This is a genomic window from Gammaproteobacteria bacterium (assembly GCA_013151035.1).
Lineage (GTDB): Bacteria > Pseudomonadota > Gammaproteobacteria > JAADJB01 > JAADJB01 > JAADJB01.
Window position 1 is genome coordinate 1 of the sequence record JAADJB010000034.1, and the last position, 17,303, is coordinate 17,303.

Below are 17,303 nucleotides of genomic sequence, written 5' to 3' on the forward strand. Positions count from 1 at the left end.
GTTAAGGAGTAAAGTCATGACCATTAGTCAATATCTTACCTTCCAGGGTCACCAGAACAACAGGCAAAAAAAAGGTAGCTTAACAGCTACCCCCAAATATGATGTCCTACGTAAAACTATACAGATTTTCGGCATTTAGCCAGTGCCAGTAAACCAACCATGCCTAAACCAAATGACCAAATAATAGGTGGTACAGGTTTTGATAATGGTGGTAATGATACCTGTGATACAACAACCTCGGAATCAAAGGCAATAGCCTGATTGTAAGGTGAAGCAACACTATCATCCGCTTGGGATAAAGGGGCAAGCCCCAGTGCTATAACAAATAAGATTCCTTTTTTCATCGCTTTACTCCTTAACTTCTACATCTTGAAAAAATATACTATAAACTTACACATAAGAAAGTAAGCAACATTGATGCCAAAAAAATAAATGCATTTATTATTAATGAGTTATGATTTTAAGAAAAGAATCAAGCGTTAAATAATGGGCAAAAGTGTAAAAATAACTTAACGGTTTTATCTGATTTTTTACAGAAATCACCTGAATAATTTCCTTAGAACGCATATATCACATATGTTTCATTGCATCCATACTACCATGCAAAATTCTGATTATAGTCACACCATTCGATGCTTGTATGTAATACAAAATATGACTTTCATAAGGGAAACTAAAAAGGCCTGCTGATAACGTATCGCGTTTTATTCCAATGGAAGAGTTTTCAGCCAGCATTTGTATGCATTTCTGAAGTTGATCCAAATACTTGAGTGTTTGAGATACCCCCCAACGACTTACACCAAAATCTATAATTCCTTCCAGGTCAGATTCTGCTTTTCGTGTTAATGTATATTGCATATATACTGACATTAAGAAATTTGATCGCGTAACCTTTTAAATATCGCAGCACCATCAGTAATACGCCCCGTTTCGATATCAGCAATCCCCTCCTCAATCGCTAATTTCAACTGTGCTTCACGTAACAACGCCAATTGTTCATACTCCGCAATAGATAATACAACAGCAACAGGTTTGCCATTTTTATTTATCCTCACCGGTGTCTTTTGAACCTTTAATAACATCTCACCAAATTCACGCTTAGCATCACTCGCATTTAAAACATCCATAAAACACCTATCTAATTTTGATTAAAACGATTAATTTAATCAATTTAATCAAAATCAAGCATAATGTCCAGAAAACATTACTGCTGCGTCACACCCAACGCCTTCCATACCACTGGATCATCAGTCATATAAAAAACAGGCTCCATTTTTCTCAATTCAATAACATCTGTTATTTCATTTATTGTTACAACTTTATATCGTGGATAGCCCCTTGGAAATCCTTCAAGTTGATCTTTCAACCACATAGTTCTAATTCCAGGTTGATCCTCTGTTGTCACCGTATATTCTTTAATGCTTAATATTTTTCCTGACTTATTTAACGCAAACACTGCTTTTCCACCACTAAAAGTACTATACAAGTCCATCTTCACAGATAACTCTGATCGCATGGTGTCTTGTGATAAATGAAACCACCGCGGTAATCTCGATTCATCTGCAAGCTCAAAACTTGATTCAAGACACCCGGAAAGATTGATTAAAAAAACTGATAACATCAATCTTAATAAAAAAAATTTATTGACGGATGCCAAATTCTTCCAAAATAGCCGGTTCGTTAGTCATATGAAAAATATTACTTCTCTCTCGATGCTCAATAACATCAGTTACACCATCAACAATAACAATCTCATACATCGGATAATTTTCCGGTGAACCTTCCGGTGGATTTTTAAGCTGGAGAGGATAAATGCCCATTTCTCCTTTTACTTTTTTAAGCCTCGTACCATTATCACCATACAATTTAAAAACCGCTTCTCCGCCACTAGATTTAATATAGTAATCAACTGTTACCCTAAGTTCATCTCGTGACATACCTTCTGGTATATCAAACCATTTTGGCAGTCTACTTTCAGAGCTGAGTTCAAACCTTGCTTCCACACATCCTGATAAGTTACAGGATAAAACAACAATTAAAACCGCTAATGTAAAAAAATGCTTTAACATAATTGTCTCTTTATCCCGCTAAAGTTAAAAAGCACTATTGCATCGTTAACAACTAAAAACAATAAATGTCCATTATTATCTCTGCTCTACTCCCAACGTCTTCCATACCGCTGGGTCATCCGTAATATAAAAAACAGACTCCATTTTTCTGTGTTCAATTATCTCGGTAATTCCATTAATTGTAATTACTTGATACATGGGATAATGCTTAGGATACCCTGCTGGTGGATTTTTCAATTTAAGCGGCCCATTTTTCAATGTATCACCCGATAGTTTTTCTCGGATAAATGTTTTTTCCTGAAGAGCCAAAAAATTAAAAACAGCCTCACCATCTGTATAGTAATCAAGCGTTACCTTCACATCACTCCGGGATACTCCTTCAGGAATTGAAAACCATCGTGGCAGCCTTGATTCATCCGATAAATCAAAGCTTGATTCAAGACACCCCGTTAAAATCAATGCCAAATATACAATAACTATCCTTGATAATATTTTCATATAACTACTCATTACTGCTCTGTTAACTCAAGAGACAGGGATTGCGCTTCTCTATCAGAGACCCTTGCCCGCATGGACGCGGGCATGGAGCCTACACGGATGTATTCACGGCGTGTCTCTGGTAGAGAAGCGTGATTCATGTCTCGAACTTACCAGGCATATTTTTTCGATGAATATCATATTATTATATTGATTAACTAAACCCGGAAATAGACCACAAAATCACAGCTAAAAACCCCTCCAACCAGGGTAACAATAATAATATAAATGAGGGTAGACAATACCAAAACCACCGCTGTTTCCAACCCTGTTGATAAATCACATAACTAAAACACGCAAATCACAATAACAGCAAGACAAGCAGATAAAACAATCGATATTCAAGCTGCCAGGTATATTGCGGCCAGAGATAGATCAGACCTGCGAATAGATAACAGCCCAGGCACAACAGCCATGATGATCCATTGCTTTTTACTTGAAGAACCATATTACTCCTGCACCACACCCAACGCCTTCCACACCGCTGGGGCATCCGTAATATAAAAAACAGACTCCATTTTTCTGTGTTCAATTATCTCAGTAATTCCATTAATTGTAATTACTTGATACATAGGATAATGCTTAGGGTACCCTGTTGGTGAATTTTTCAATTTAAGCGGTATCCTGGAAATATCAGATCGTAATTTAGATAATTCATTCCCATCCTTCCCATATAATGTAAAAATCACTTCCGCTTCCCATGGATTAAGGTAATAGTCCATAGTTAACTTCAACTCCTCACGAGAAACATTACTGTTAACATGAAACCAACCGGGAAGCCGAGAACCCAATGACAATGTAAAACTTGACTCTTTGCATCCGAAAATACTAATAGCTAATATAAAAACAACAAACGCCTTCATTACCATCTCACTAACTCAAGAGGGATGCATTGCTCTCCTCTAACAGAGACCGTTGCCCGCATGGACGCGGGCATGGAGCCTACACGGATGTATTCACGGCGTGTCTCAGTTAGAGGAGAGTGATTCATATCTCGATCTCACCATACATAGGGCCACCTAAACCAAAAAATAATTAACATGATAACAATGAAGCAATATTCACTTAGATAATGGTCTACTGAAAAAAACCACTATTGCATTTATTACAAGACTTGGAACCACCCAAACCAGAAGATATCCATGATGATAAATTACAGGAATTATTATCGTAACAAACATCATGCTTCTGACATCGCCCTGAAAAACATGAATCACCAATAGGTCCTAATGGCCACGGGAGAGAACATTTTCCGCCATCTTGGGAGGTATAACCATCCCATACATTCCCATTATCATCACTAATCAAATCCCCCGCCTCAGACACATAAAGGAAGCTCCAAAGAAGAATAACTCCCGTAACAGGATCAACCTCTCCTGTAGGGTCGATATGCATAAGCGGATTATTATCAACATAGTTATAACTATGGTTTAAATAAGCAATACCTTTACTTGCAGGTATTGCAATCCCTGTCATAGTTGCAACTTGTCGCATGGGATCAGAAAAATCAAGCGATTGGCCGCGCGGATCAGCTGTCAAATAGCGACCTGATTCAGGTTCATAATAACGATAATGGTTATAGTGCAGAGCGGTCTCCGCATCAAAATACTGCCCCGGATAACGCAAATTACAGATGGGTGCATTCACCGAAAAATCATTGACAATAGCTTCTCCAAAAGCCCAATAATCTATCCGTGATACTACGTTGGCCTGTTCATCCGTCAACACAAGCGGGGCACCAATATGATTGGTATGGATATAATAAATCGAGCCATAAGAATTTGTTGCGGCATGAACGCTGTCTGGCATCAACCATGAAAGTGATGATGACACCCAATCCTTAACTCTGGACAGATCCAGCAGGCGTGTTGTTAATAACAGCATATCCTGTAGATCAATCACCCCATCGAGGTTGATATCAGCATGCAGATAATCGCTTTTGTCCGGCACACGATCACTCATAATAATATCGACCAGCAACAGATAATCACCCACATCAATACTGGCATTACCATTCATATCACCATCACCGGGATATTGATTACCCGCTAATGGATTGGTGCCCTGATCAATCTCCAGACCGTCATTAAACCCGTCCTGGTCGCTATCTTCCTGATTAACATCGGAGCCAATAACAAACCATTCATCATTATTTGAAACACTATCATGGTCATTATCGGCAAATACCATCACTGTTTGTTCATTTACATCATCCAGACCATTGGCATCGCTATCAACCTGATACTGCGCCAACAGGCGATCACCCACATAGATATATTCACGCAATACCCGTCCCCATAAATCAGCCTCTGCTACCAGATGGCCAGCCGGATCATAAAAATATTGATAACCATCAGCCCCAGACAGGGTCTTTTTAACACGCTGCCCCATAGCGTTATAGGCATATTCAACGATCAGACCACCGGCCTGATACACCTCACGCAACTGGGCATGAGCGTTATACAAAAAATCATACTGCGTATTATTCAACTGATTACCATAGGCATCATAACTAACCGCAATACCATCAATAAAAAGCAGATGATTGCTATCGTTTGCATACGCAAGCGATTGAACAGACTCTCCTAACCCATCTTTAACGGTTAAACGATTCCCCGATTGATCATAGCCATAGACACGCTGACCCAGGCGGGTCTGCTCTGATAGTAACCGACTCAATCCATCATATTGATATTCATCGATGGTTCCCTGCAACAAGTTCGATTGAACTAAAATATGACCGTTCGCATCATAGCGATCATACTGTTTGTTATACACGCTTGATAATTGCTCAGATACCACTCGATAGGCCCTATCATAATCACGTTGCATCAATAGACCATTGCCATATTTAACCTGACGAATACCACCGTAGGGGATATGCTGAATCGAATAAGCCAGAACTTCCTGACCCGCACCCCGATCAACTGATACCGAGCTAACCTGCCCACTCATATCATAGCTATAAAAAACGATAAGCCCGGAAGGATAGACTGATTTAATCAAGCGATCGGCATCATCGTAATAGTAATAAAGGCCTTGGTACTGACTCACCCGACCCAGGGAATCATACTGATAAAACAGACTATTCCCTGCCTGAACAATGCGACACAAACGACCCTGCCCATTTTCACACTCATCATAGATATAAACAATGTCGTCACTAATACCCATGGCATCAACCTGTATCAGACGATTACGCACATCATATAAATAAGTAATCTCATCACCTTGCACATCCATTCCCAGCACACGATTACCCGCCTCATCATATCGCCATAAATGATCACCTTTATCAGCTGATTTATCCTCCAGCAGATTACCCAGATCATCATAAACCCGTGTAGTCATAACCTGTCGTTCAGGCGTTGACAACGTCCGTCTGCTACCAACATCATAGCGATACTCACGCTCTGCATAAGGGATTAGCCGATCATCCCCTGCTAGGATCGTTTCACCTACTAACTGTTGTAGCAAATCATAACGATATACACGTTCCAGATTATTCCCATCAATCGTTTTTTCAAGTAAGCCAAGTGAATCATATGAAAAGGATTTTATCTCATTCTCCTGTGTACGCTGTAGCACCTGATTAACCCGATTATAGGCATACGATAACTGTTTCCATTGCCTTCCATCAGAATCATTAACCGTCAATACAGTGCGATTACCTTCTTCATCCAACACATAATCAATACGCTCTCCGGCATCATTACTTAACCCTGTCAATCGTCGGGCATCATCATAGCTAAAATAAATACTGCTCTGTGATGGACTCTCATAGGAAAATTCAATCGATTTAACCTCACCTGTAGCCAGATAACGCCAACGAGTCTTACGCATATTACCTGCCGTTCTTTCTATCAATAACTCAAGACGGTCGCTTAATAATGAATAACGATATTCCAGTGCCAGGCCATTCGTCCGTTTTTCGGATAACAACTGACCTGATGCGGTATATTGAATGTCATCCCTCAGCAACATCCCATCCTCGGCAATTACCCGACGTAGACGCGCCCGGTTATTCCCGACAATCTCATCGTCCGGATAATATTCAAAATAGCGTATATCTGTAACATCTGTACGTGCCCCATCGCGTTGACTGACCTGATGCAAAGGCCCCTGATATTGCGCACTATAATGGCGTTGAACGATTTCTCCCTGCGGGGTAAAACCTGTTACGCCCCATGCCAGGAGATTGGCATAGTCATCATAATCATATTGCAGCACCCGACGCGCTGATGAATCCAGCTGATTAACCGATGGCTCCGAGCGCATGCCTAGCCGCTGAAAGAAACGTCTATCATATTGATAATCTGTACGCCGTGACTGAGCAGAACCTGCCGCCTCAATTTGATAACCGGGATTACCATGCGCATCAAACCCACCCCGAGTTAGCAACACACCACGCCCATCACGAATACCCACAATATTATTACTTACATCATAGTCATAATCCCTGACTGTCCCATCACAGGACTGACAGGCCTGTCCTTCGATATGATTAACAACAAAGATACCGTTACGCCGTTCCGTACCATATTCACTGCGATAGCCCCTTGCATTAGTCACATAACGCACACCATCAGCACGGTATTCAATATCAATACGATCAGCATTTTGTGCATGATAGCTCGATATAACCCGACCCACCGAATCATAGTCATACCAGGAAAAACGAAGATCACGTTGATCGGTAATACCGGTCAGGGCACTCGGAAACAAATTATTCTCATAATGATATTGTTTCACCGTAGCATCAGGATAGCGTAAAAATTGCAGATTATTAATTGCATCATATTCAAATGACCAGGCACGTTGCGTCTTGTCCTGAATCATGGAGGGTCGTCCCTGTTGGTCATAGCTGATCACCATGAAAAACCCCAGGTTGTTCTCTACCCGCAATAACTGACCATTAGCCGAATAATTCAGTGACTGATAATTTCCTTTAATATCCACAATGAGGATCAAACGCCCGAAATAATCATAATATTCACGACTATCATTCTCTCGATAAAGCACCCAACCCATCAGATTACCCGCAGCACTCACCTGTGCCATAAGTTTGCCAATAAAACCGGTATCATTGACCCATTCATCATCCGGTTGTTGATGAAACAGCACTTGCTTACCATCAGCCCGTGTCAATACTACCCTTGCACCGGCAGCCGCTACTTCATAAGGCAAACCCGTTGTTGCCATACGCACAGGGAAATCACCCCAAACCTTGTCACTAATACCATAGCGTATCTGACAACGCCCATTATCCAGTAAGACTGCTGACGATTCAGTAGCCCAGGCTAATGAGTAACCGGCCTTGATCTGACCCCAACCATTAATACAGGCCGCCTCTGCGGTATCAAACTTAAGATCATTTTTTGCGGGAAAGCGTTCTTGTTCAGTGCTGGAGGCGAGTGCTATTGACGAGGAAAAGGAATGCCTCCAACCTTGCCCAAGACCACGATCAACATCATCCATCTTATTATAAAAAAGATTAAACGACATTGCAGCAGGGCCATAACTCATCCTGATCGTTTCTTGATGAAATTTATTCCCGCTAGCTGGATTAACCGGGTTACCGATAAACCCGCTCCCTTTCGGGCAACGACCCAGACTCTCTCCCGCAGGTTCTAATACATCTTTTGCTAACAAATAATACTGCTGTTTACAAAGACTACGCCTCGCCTCATCCATCCCCCACTCAGAACCGGGTGGACAATAAGACCAATTAACCTTTATAAAGTTATGAACGACTGAAGACTTAACTATATCGCAACCAGGGTCATCTGGACGATTGCCCATATAAGTAAAATAGCTTGCATCATAGGCTATCTCTTGTATGCGTAATTTCCCCCACACATCATCAAAGCTTATCCCCAACGACTCCCAGGCCTTACATGAATACGAGAAATCTATGAAGTTAAAAATTGTTGCTGAACGAGAGGAGGCAGAAAAACCGGTCGACCCATCATCGCTGATATCACATAACCCACTTAAGGATAGATCATAAGCCTTGTAGGCACTCACAGCCTCCCCCCTTGACTCAAAACAACCGATAGACGGCCAATAATTGCTATGTGAATAATAATCCTTTGTTTTCAGCATAGGCACCTCGACATAAGCCGATAGATCAACCGTAAAGATCATTAAACCCATCATTAAAGAATAATGAACAAAATAAAAAACATCCTTGTACATAATGCATTCCTTTGCATAATTCTCGTCACAAGCTTCTCCCTGCCTGGTATAACTTAACCAACAAGAGTCGCTTGAACAATCATCATATCGCTCTTTATTTTGTAAGAAAAATCTTAAGTTTTCTGGTAGAATACGCGCCTTTCCATGATTCCATATAAAGAGCACATGCTATGTTTCAGCTTGGTTGCGTCAATCGCGCCTGTTTTCAAAATGAGATTTTATCTGGCCTAACCGTTGCACTGGCACTGGTTCCCGAGGCTGTTGCCTTTGCCTTTGTTGCTGGCGTGGAGCCACTGGTTGGCCTATATGCCGCCTTCATGGTGGGTCTGCTGGCAGCCATCTTTGGTGGTCGCCCTGGTATGATCTCCGGGGCAACCGGTGCCATGGCGGTGGTCATGGTGGCACTGGTTGCAGAGCATGGTGTCGAATACCTTTTTGCTACCGTGGTACTGACAGGACTCATCCAGATCTCTGCCGGATTATTGCATCTGGGCAAATATATTCGTATCGTGCCACATCCGGTCATGCTCGGTTTCGTCAATGGTCTCGCTATTGTCATCTTTCTTGCTCAATTAAATGGTTTTCAGATCACTGATGAATACGGTGTCAATCAATGGATGCAAGGTGAAGCACTGTGGATATTGTTAGGTCTGATTGCAATGACGATGGCTATTATTCATTACCTACCAAAATTAACCACTCGTTTCCCCTCTTCATTGGCCGCTATTCTCACCGTCAGTCTGCTAGTGATTTTCATGAACATTGATACCAAGACAGTAGGTGATATGGCCTCTATTGAAGGTGGCTTCCCTCAATTTCATATCCCTGAGGTTCCCCTAACGATGGAGACCCTGTTTATCATCTTGCCCTATGCCATCATCCTGGCGGCCATCGGCCTGATTGAATCTCTGCTAACCCTGAGCCTGATTGACGAACTCACCAATACCCGTGGTCGTGGTAATCGGGAATGTATTGGTCAGGGTATCGCCAACACAGCAACCGGCTTATTTGGTGGCATGGGTGGTTGTGCCATGATTGGTCAGAGTATGATTAATGTAAATTCTGGTGGTCGTCAACGTCTGTCCGGTATCTCGGCAGCTCTGTTCCTACTGTCTTTCATCCTGTTTGCTTCACCCTTGATTGAGATGATCCCGATGGCGGCCTTGATTGGTGTCATGTTCATCGTTGTTGTGGGCACCTTCGAGTGGTCCAGTCTGCGTATTATCAACAAGATCCCACGCTCGGATGCCTTTGTTCTAATCCTGGTATCGGGGGTCACGGTAGCCACTGATCTGGCTATTGCTGTTATTGTCGGGGTCATCGTATCGGCACTGGTATTTTCCTGGGAACATGCCAAACACATCAGTGTTCATGGTTACAATGATGAAAATGGTTCGCGTATTTATGAACTCAGCGGCCCTTTGTTTTTTGGCTCAGCCAAGAATTTTCTGGAGCTGTTCCACCCTGAGCAGGATCCTGATGATGTCATTATTGAATTTCAGAATTCGCGGGTTGTTGATCACTCAGCCATTGAGATTATTGATACCCTGGCAGAGCGTTATATTGCCGCAGGAAAGAAACTCCATCTACGTCACCTAAGCCCTGAATGTAGGGAACTCTTACATAAGGCGGGTGATCTGGTTGAGGTTAATATGATGGAAGATCCAACCTATCATATCGCCGATGATGAGTTAGCCTGAGCTGGAGCTGGAGCTGGTGCGCAATGCGCACCCTACCAATGATGTTTGGGTAGGGTGTGTATTACACACCAATCTACGCACCAATATTGCTTAAGAAAAAATCAGCAAACTCCTTATCATCACTGATGATATGTGAGATAAACCAGATTTTTAATGAAGCCAGGGTTTCCATATCAACATTACCTTTTTCCTCTTCAATATGTTTAATCTGCTGCTTCAATTCCACACGCAACATCAAATGATTGCGTGCATGTTCAGCATGCCCTGGATAATTGACCTTAAGCATTAAGTCCTCTTCATCACTAAAATGCTCTTTGATTTTCTCATAGAAAATATCTAACTGTTCATACAGTTGGGTTAGTCGCTGTGCCGAATCTATCTGATCATCCTTTACAATAGACAACACAGCTATTTTATTAAATATCACCACAAGCTGACGGTGTTGTTTATCTATGAGTTCGATCCCCAGAGACCACTCATCTCGCCATTCCAGAAATGCCTTCATGAAAACCTCATTTATTGAAAACCCAGATTAAAACCGGGGTCTGTCCCCGGTTTTACAGATTCCGAGCCAACAATGCCAGATCATAATCGATACCTTGTGGTAATGGAATCCTGACCTGATAGCCGCCACCGGGTGCCTCATTCATCAAGCCACCTTTGAGATCCTGCATCTCACCCAGGGTAATCTGTTGATTACCCTGTGCGGTAATCAACTCAATGGAATCACCCACGACAAACTTGTTCTTGACTTCAATATCGGCCCAGCCACTATCATTATTATAGGATATAATCTCGCCGACAAACTGTTGCTTACGACTACCCGAATAATTATCAATATAATTTTGGTATTCATGGGTATGATGACGCTCAAAGAAACCATCGGTGTAACCCCGGTTGGCAAGGTTTTCCAGTTCACCCAGACTGTTTGGATCAAACGGGCGGCCAGCCACCGCATCATCAATCGCACGCCGATAGATCTGGGCGGTACGGGCAACATAATAATGTGATTTGGTACGTCCTTCTATCTTCAAACTATCCACACCCATCTTCACCAAACGTTCGACATGCTCAATCGCACGCAAATCCTTTGAGTTCATAATATAAGTGCCGTGCTCATCCTCTTCAATCGGCATCATCTCACCCGGACGTTTTTCCTCTTCCAGCAGATAAGGTTTATCCGCATCCGGATGACGCGGCGCATTGCCACACTCCGACATCGAAATCTTCACCTCTTCACTGTTGTCATCCTTTACCTTGTAATCCCAACGACAGGCATTAGTACAGGAACCCTGATTGGCATCCCGATGATTCATATAACCGGATAACAAACACCGCCCGGAATACGCCATACACAAGGCACCATGCACAAAGACCTCCAGCTCCATATCCGGGCATTCATTACGAATCACTTCGACCTCATCCAGTGATAACTCGCGCGACAAAATAATGCGTGAAATACCGATACTCTGCCAAAATTTCACTGCTGCACTATTCATGGTATTGGCCTGCACCGAGAGATGAATAATCTGTTCAGGCCAACGCTCACGCACCATCATAATCAAACCCGGATCCGCCATAATCAGGGCATCCGGCTTAAGTGCAATCACCGGCTCCATATCCCTTATGTAGGTCTTAACCTTGGTCTCATGCGGTAATAGATTACTTGCCAGAAAAAAGGCCTTACCCGCCGCATGAACATGAGCCATACCTTGTTCAAGCTGTTCCAGACTAGAGAAATCATTGTTACGCACACGCAGGGAATAACGCGGAATACCCGCATAAACCGCATCCGCGCCATAGGCAATGGCATATTTCAGGTTACGCATAGTGCCCGCAGGGGCCAGTAGTTCAGGTGTTTTCATAAAAAATAATCGCGTGCAAATGTTGTCTCATATTCATCTATCTCATGACTAAAGTAACCGTATATCTGATTGTAATTTGCTACCAGATTGACCGCATCAAGCCCTTCATCATCCTTGTCTAAAGGGATCTCACCACGCATGATGGACTTATAATATTCTGGATCATCTACACTACCCAGTGTTTTGACTGTAGTGAATAAATTCTCCAACGAATAATCATAATCGCGCATTAATATATAAAGGTCATACAGATCCCGCGACCGAACCCTATCAGCAAGTACAAGCGTCTTAGCCACCTTCAGTCCCTCAATGCCCAGAACATCAAAACTCATACCCACTTTACACACCTTTTCTGTCGATTGGTAAAAGGCCTCTTGTTCATTATTCTTCCCATGAACAAAAAATGTGACCTTAACACCATCAATGACGTAATCACGTGCATGATCAAGTAAATTCATACCGTAATTAATCTTGAAGCGAGAAATCATATCCGGGCTGGTGATCATCTGAGTCTGATGCCCTTCTCGCTTCAGACGCGAGATCAACTGGTCGATTAAAAAACCGGAAAGGACACCGCCAAATTGGGCAAAATCAAAATCAAGACTGGTACGGTGGCCGATCTGTAAGGCTAAAGCAGGACCGCCAACAAGGGTTAACCCTTCCATTTCTGATGCCCGTCCAAGCACATCCAGGAGCGCATTGGCTTCAGGGCGCAAGAGACTATAATGCAGGGTCATGACGCTGACAACAAGCTAATAAGAATCCCTTCTGTATACGCAGTAGCATTGAAACCATCTTGCTACTGACCACTGTATCTTGTAAACAGGACAACTCATTGCTCACCTTGTCAAAACCAAAATAGGATACTATCTTCAATACATCATTAAAGCGAGCAGCCTTAAGCACCTTGCGAATAAAAACGCCTTCCTCCATCTGACTATTCGACCAGTCGTATGGAAACTCTGTATCTAAAGACCTTGAATAATAACCAGACTGATCACCATCAACCCCATCAGTTATGGGACGTTCAACCACTGCTAAATCCAGACCTGCAATATGCACCGCAGCCATTACCTTGGCAAACTCTGCCGTTGGCTTCCCACGCTCAAACTCAGACAGGAACCTAGGGCCTACCTTGGCCTGTGGTGCAGCGACACGCAATGCCAAGCCTTGTGACTCTCGCCCAAGACGCGCCAGTTTCCCAAGCTCATCCGGTGTCTGAAAAACCGTATACTGCCTCATTACGCCACCCAAATAATATCCCGTACGGGATATTATAGGACTAAAATACAGATAAAACAAACATAAATTACCCGTACCAGCAGCAATAGCAATAGGGCCGCACTAATGGGGGTCATTCAGCAGGTAATCGGCTGTTACTTCCTGCACAAGGGTCTCTTCTGTCATTGCCATAACGATTCCCCTTTAAGCCCGGTTCTTGATGTATTGATAACGAACCGGGCGATATAGCTTCTTAATATAACCATCATCAATCGCTCGCTTTAGCCAGTCAGTGACTTGCGTCTTGTGCAAACCCATTTTTTCAGGCAAGTCCGCACCACTTATCGGTTCAATCGCATATTGTGATAGTTCCTTGATAAATAGTTGGTAAAAATCAACGGGGGTGTCAACAGTCTCTAAACCATGATCTTTAACTGGCTCTTCAACCTCTTTTACTGCATCTAATGTTTGAACATAATTGGTTTCAATCTCAAGCTCCTGAACCCGAATGGAGAATAAATCTTCTTGTTTATCTGTTTGTAAGGATGCGTAGGATTGTTCCGCAGCGGCTAACAGCGAAGCTATATCGAGGTGCTGAATATCCGAGTCACTCCAACGTCCACCTTTTTTTACCAGCATTTCATTGGCGGCTTCTTTGTCTTGTGTTGGCTTTACCCAGAGCGGCACCCATTGTTTCTTCAGATTTTCTTCTGCGCCATTCAATGTACCGCCTTTTTTGCCGGAATGAACCACAAATGACGTATCCGCCATGCAGTAAATATACTTATTCCGCGCCATAGCATTCCCCGCATTAAATCCTGCTTCAGGATAGAAGGGCGATACAAGGACTGTATTTCCAGCCATTAAACCTTTTCGCCATTTAACGCCTGTCGCGGCTCTTAGAAGACTATCAGCCATAATGCCAATCACATTCCCCCCCGCCTGCATTGCACCCTGCATTGCTGTTTCATCGACACCTCTAGCACCGCCTGAAACAATTCCTATACCTTGAGCTGCCGCTTTAGCGCCAAGCTGTTTAGTAAACAATAAGTCAGCATCACTGGCATTACGTGAGCCAACCACCGCGATACCCCCCCCATTCAGCAAAGCCTTGTTGCCACAACCGAATAACACCGGAGGAGAATTTGTTTGTAGTCGGGATTTCAATCGTTTGGGATACTCAGGATCAGAGCGCGTCACTACCCAGAGTCCCGCCCTGTGCCATTTTTCAATAGCTAACGCCAGGCTATGACCTCGGCTCAATAAAGCCAGGATGCGCTTCTCACCGATCTGAGCATCATACCACCCCATTAACAATGGCTTCGGGTCAGAAACCAATAATTCTGCAGGTGTTATATTTTTATCTTTTAACCATAACGCAAAGCGACCCCATTCCACATTCGTGAGTGGTTTAGCCTTTTCGTTACTCGCCTTACTGAAATAACAGGTCAACAGTAAAGTGGCCTGTGCGGTTGCTGATAAATTCATGAACCCTTTACCGATGTTGAGGCCAGGGTAACTGGAAATACCACACCGCTCCCTGCCTGTTGTAATAATGCGGCCAATACAGTAAGCGTCCAGCCTGAATCAACAATATCGTCAACGAACAACACGGGCTGGTCTTTATGAAGTTGCTTTACAGCAAAGACACCATCCAGATTGTGACACTGGTGAAAACTATTTTGCTGACCTTTTTGCGGTTGATTATCTTTAACTTTTTCCACCGCATCCAAAAATGGCAGCCCTAATCTGTTGGCAAGACGTTTGGCAAAATCAGGTACCAAGTCTGGGTGATTACGTGACGGCACACAACATACCCATGTTGGCGAAGGGCCGGGTTGCCAGCGCTGTTGAATCATCTCAGCCATGGCTTCAACTAAATCATCACCAAAGTAATTAGCATGCTTACCATCCGCGACAACCTTACCCCAACCAGCATCTCCCCAGCGTGATAGTACACGTCCGTCTTGAGCCACCAATTTGCCTAAAAGACGAGGAAACTGGTAAGCAGGAAAGGCCCTTTCAGTTTCAGCATTCGATGGTGCAACTTGTTTTCTAGGGGAGATAACTATTTCAGCTTGCTTCAAAAAACTCGCAGCACGATGAACGAGCAGAGCATTCACCTCAATATTAATCAGCAACTGGCCAAGGCAGGAAGAACACTTTCCACAGGGAGTTGGTGCTGAATCATCCAGCGCACGGCGTAAGTAGCTCATTTTACAGCCGGCATCCGCTATGTAGGCTTGCACCTCAGCCCACTCCTGTTCACGCTGGCCGGTCAGGTGCGCAATGCGGGCATGATCCATCACATAAGGAACCGCTGTTCTACGCCACTGACTGCCCACTTTAATAACCGGTGCCGGGTTTTCTACGCTGAGTAGTTTTAAAACCTTTTCTATTTGCCCATGACGAAGGTTCGTCTGCTCTTCGATAGCACGAAGCGATAGACCATCACACTGTGCTAAAAGCACCAGAATTTCATTCACATGGGCTTCAGAGGGAAAGGCCGACTCACGGAAAAAATTATGAATATCCCCATCTTCCACCCCCGACATCAACACACCCAGCGCATGGTCGATACCTCTCCCGGCACGACCAACTTGCTGGTAGTAGGCAACAATAGAACCGGGTGCCTGATAGTGAATAACAAAGCTCAGGTCAGGTTTATCGTAGCCCATACCCAGGGCAGTTGTTGCAACCAATACTTTTAGCTGATTATTCAACAATAATTCTTCAAGATACAGGCGATAGGAATGACTGTTATCAAAATCATCTGCCTGAACACTGCCATGATAGGCTTTGGCATCAATACCGTTTTGCGTTAACCAATTAGCGACCTGTTCGGCATCCCGCACCGTCAGGGTGTAGACAATACCAGTCCCTTGCAAGCCTGGAATCACCTGTGCCAGCCAGGCCAAACGCGAAGCCTGGTCGGGTAAAACCAGGGCTTGCAGGCCAAGACTATCTCGCCCAAGAGATCCACGTTGAACCTGGATATTACCCAACTGCTGTTGAATATCTTCTACCACACGGTTATTGGCAGTGGCAGTTGTGCCCAATACCGGTGTATTGGCAGGCAACTGGCGCAGTATGTTCAAAACACGCTCAGTTACCGCTTGCCAATCGGCTGTATTGCTGGAGTTCATTGTCGCGGAAAACTCGAGTACTGATAAAGTAAACCGAACTTTTCCCCCAGCCGGTACGCTGCACCACCAATAGTTTTTGCTGTTGATTAATCAGCGCAGCTATCGCTTCCCACTGGCCCTCACGAAACTGTGCCGCAGGATTTCCCAACGCGGTTTGCAGTAATTGTTCGGCTTGGTTTCGATTCATGGTGTTCATATTTGAGTATTCCAGCTCAGGGAAAGGCTTTCGGCCACCTGATGTAGTCGCTTATCCCGTGTCCAGATGTTTGCCGTTCCGTCCAATGCAACCGCAGCCAATAAATGCGTATCAATATAACCAATGCCCTTACCCATTAATAAGCGCTGCTCGATAAAAAAATGCACTTCTGTATCCAGCGCGGTTGTAATCTGGGGGAGTGCAGCCAGCAAATGCAGCAGCTCAACACGGTTTGTCAGGTTGCCACAGGCCAGTTCCCCTGAAATATACGGGTGCATTAACACCTGGCTATTATTCAATAAAGCCGCCAGCGTATCGTCATGATGGCGCAGATGATCAATCCACACCGATGTATCCACCAGAATCATGCG

The 17,303-nt window shown here is 43.7% G+C and carries 16 protein-coding genes and 1 pseudogene; 1 reads left to right on the top strand and 16 read right to left on the bottom strand.

Features of this window, described 5'->3' with window-relative positions:
• Window positions 1-116: 116 nt before the first annotated feature.
• The 9 genes from GXP22_07780 to GXP22_07820 all read right to left on the bottom strand — a co-directional run bounded on the left by GXP22_07780 (window position 117) and on the right by GXP22_07820 (window position 8,804).
• Window positions 117-344 carry a hypothetical protein gene (locus GXP22_07780; GenBank protein ID NOX09368.1) on the bottom strand — a complete coding sequence of 76 codons (228 nt, stop codon included), beginning with the start codon at window positions 342-344 and terminating at the stop codon, window positions 117-119.
• Window positions 345-570: 226 nt separating this feature from the next.
• Window positions 571-858 (bottom strand): type II toxin-antitoxin system RelE/ParE family toxin, encoded by a 288-nt coding sequence (locus GXP22_07785; protein ID NOX09369.1) that lies wholly within the window; start codon window positions 856-858, stop codon window positions 571-573.
• Between the two features lie 11 nt (window positions 859-869).
• Window positions 870-1,127 (bottom strand): type II toxin-antitoxin system Phd/YefM family antitoxin, encoded by a 258-nt coding sequence (locus tag GXP22_07790; protein ID NOX09370.1) that lies wholly within the window; start codon window positions 1,125-1,127, stop codon window positions 870-872.
• Window positions 1,128-1,204: 77 nt separating this feature from the next.
• On the bottom strand, window positions 1,205-1,498 hold the full coding sequence (locus GXP22_07795) for a hypothetical protein (GenBank protein NOX09371.1): 294 nt from the start codon (window positions 1,496-1,498) through the stop codon (window positions 1,205-1,207).
• A 142-nt stretch (window positions 1,499-1,640) separates the two neighbouring features.
• Window positions 1,641-2,069, bottom strand: a complete 429-nt coding sequence (locus tag GXP22_07800) for a hypothetical protein (GenBank protein NOX09372.1) — start codon at window positions 2,067-2,069, stop codon at window positions 1,641-1,643.
• A 75-nt stretch (window positions 2,070-2,144) separates the two neighbouring features.
• Window positions 2,145-2,567 carry a hypothetical protein gene (locus GXP22_07805; GenBank protein NOX09373.1) on the bottom strand — a complete coding sequence of 141 codons (423 nt, stop codon included), beginning with the start codon at window positions 2,565-2,567 and terminating at the stop codon, window positions 2,145-2,147.
• A gap of 340 nt (window positions 2,568-2,907) precedes the next feature.
• Window positions 2,908-3,054, bottom strand: coding sequence for a hypothetical protein (locus GXP22_07810; protein NOX09374.1), 147 nt, complete (start codon window positions 3,052-3,054; stop codon window positions 2,908-2,910).
• Window position 3,055: 1 nt separating this feature from the next.
• Window positions 3,056-3,469 carry a hypothetical protein gene (locus tag GXP22_07815; protein ID NOX09375.1) on the bottom strand — a complete coding sequence of 138 codons (414 nt, stop codon included), beginning with the start codon at window positions 3,467-3,469 and terminating at the stop codon, window positions 3,056-3,058.
• A gap of 214 nt (window positions 3,470-3,683) precedes the next feature.
• Window positions 3,684-8,804, bottom strand: coding sequence for a hypothetical protein (locus GXP22_07820; GenBank protein NOX09376.1), 5,121 nt, complete (start codon window positions 8,802-8,804; stop codon window positions 3,684-3,686).
• Window positions 8,805-8,974: 170 nt separating this feature from the next.
• On the opposite strand from GXP22_07820, the gene GXP22_07825 reads away from it, so the two are divergent.
• The gene (locus tag GXP22_07825; GenBank protein ID NOX09377.1) at window positions 8,975-10,504 is read left to right on the top strand and encodes a SulP family inorganic anion transporter; all 1,530 of its coding nucleotides are present in this window, start codon (window positions 8,975-8,977) and stop codon (window positions 10,502-10,504) included.
• 73 nt (window positions 10,505-10,577) lie between these two features.
• On the opposite strand, the gene GXP22_07830 is transcribed toward GXP22_07825, so the two are convergent.
• The 7 genes and pseudogenes from GXP22_07830 to GXP22_07860 form a co-directional block, all read right to left on the bottom strand.
• The gene (locus GXP22_07830) at window positions 10,578-11,009 is read right to left on the bottom strand and encodes a hypothetical protein (GenBank protein ID NOX09378.1); all 432 of its coding nucleotides are present in this window, start codon (window positions 11,007-11,009) and stop codon (window positions 10,578-10,580) included.
• Between the two features lie 52 nt (window positions 11,010-11,061).
• Complete coding sequence (locus GXP22_07835; protein NOX09379.1) at window positions 11,062-12,369, bottom strand: tRNA 5-hydroxyuridine modification protein YegQ; 1,308 nt, start codon at window positions 12,367-12,369, stop codon at window positions 11,062-11,064.
• Window positions 12,366-13,106, bottom strand: coding sequence for a hypothetical protein (locus GXP22_07840; GenBank protein NOX09380.1), 741 nt, complete (start codon window positions 13,104-13,106; stop codon window positions 12,366-12,368). The genes GXP22_07835 and GXP22_07840 overlap by 4 nt, the downstream gene beginning before the upstream one ends.
• A complete protein-coding gene (locus GXP22_07845) occupies window positions 13,090-13,611 on the bottom strand; it encodes a hypothetical protein (GenBank protein ID NOX09381.1) in 522 nt (173 codons plus the stop codon). The genes GXP22_07840 and GXP22_07845 overlap by 17 nt, the downstream gene beginning before the upstream one ends.
• A gap of 183 nt (window positions 13,612-13,794) precedes the next feature.
• Entirely contained in the window at window positions 13,795-15,078 is a 1,284-nt protein-coding gene (locus GXP22_07850) for a DNA-processing protein DprA (protein NOX09382.1), read from the bottom strand.
• Window positions 15,075-16,923, bottom strand: a pseudogene (locus tag GXP22_07855) (ATP-dependent DNA helicase RecG). Before GXP22_07855 ends, GXP22_07850 begins: the two are co-directional and overlap by 4 nt.
• A gap of 5 nt (window positions 16,924-16,928) precedes the next feature.
• Window positions 16,929-17,300: a type II toxin-antitoxin system VapC family toxin gene (locus tag GXP22_07860; protein ID NOX09383.1), complete on the bottom strand. Its 372-nt coding sequence runs from the start codon at window positions 17,298-17,300 to the stop codon at window positions 16,929-16,931.
• Window positions 17,301-17,303: the final 3 nt, after the last annotated feature.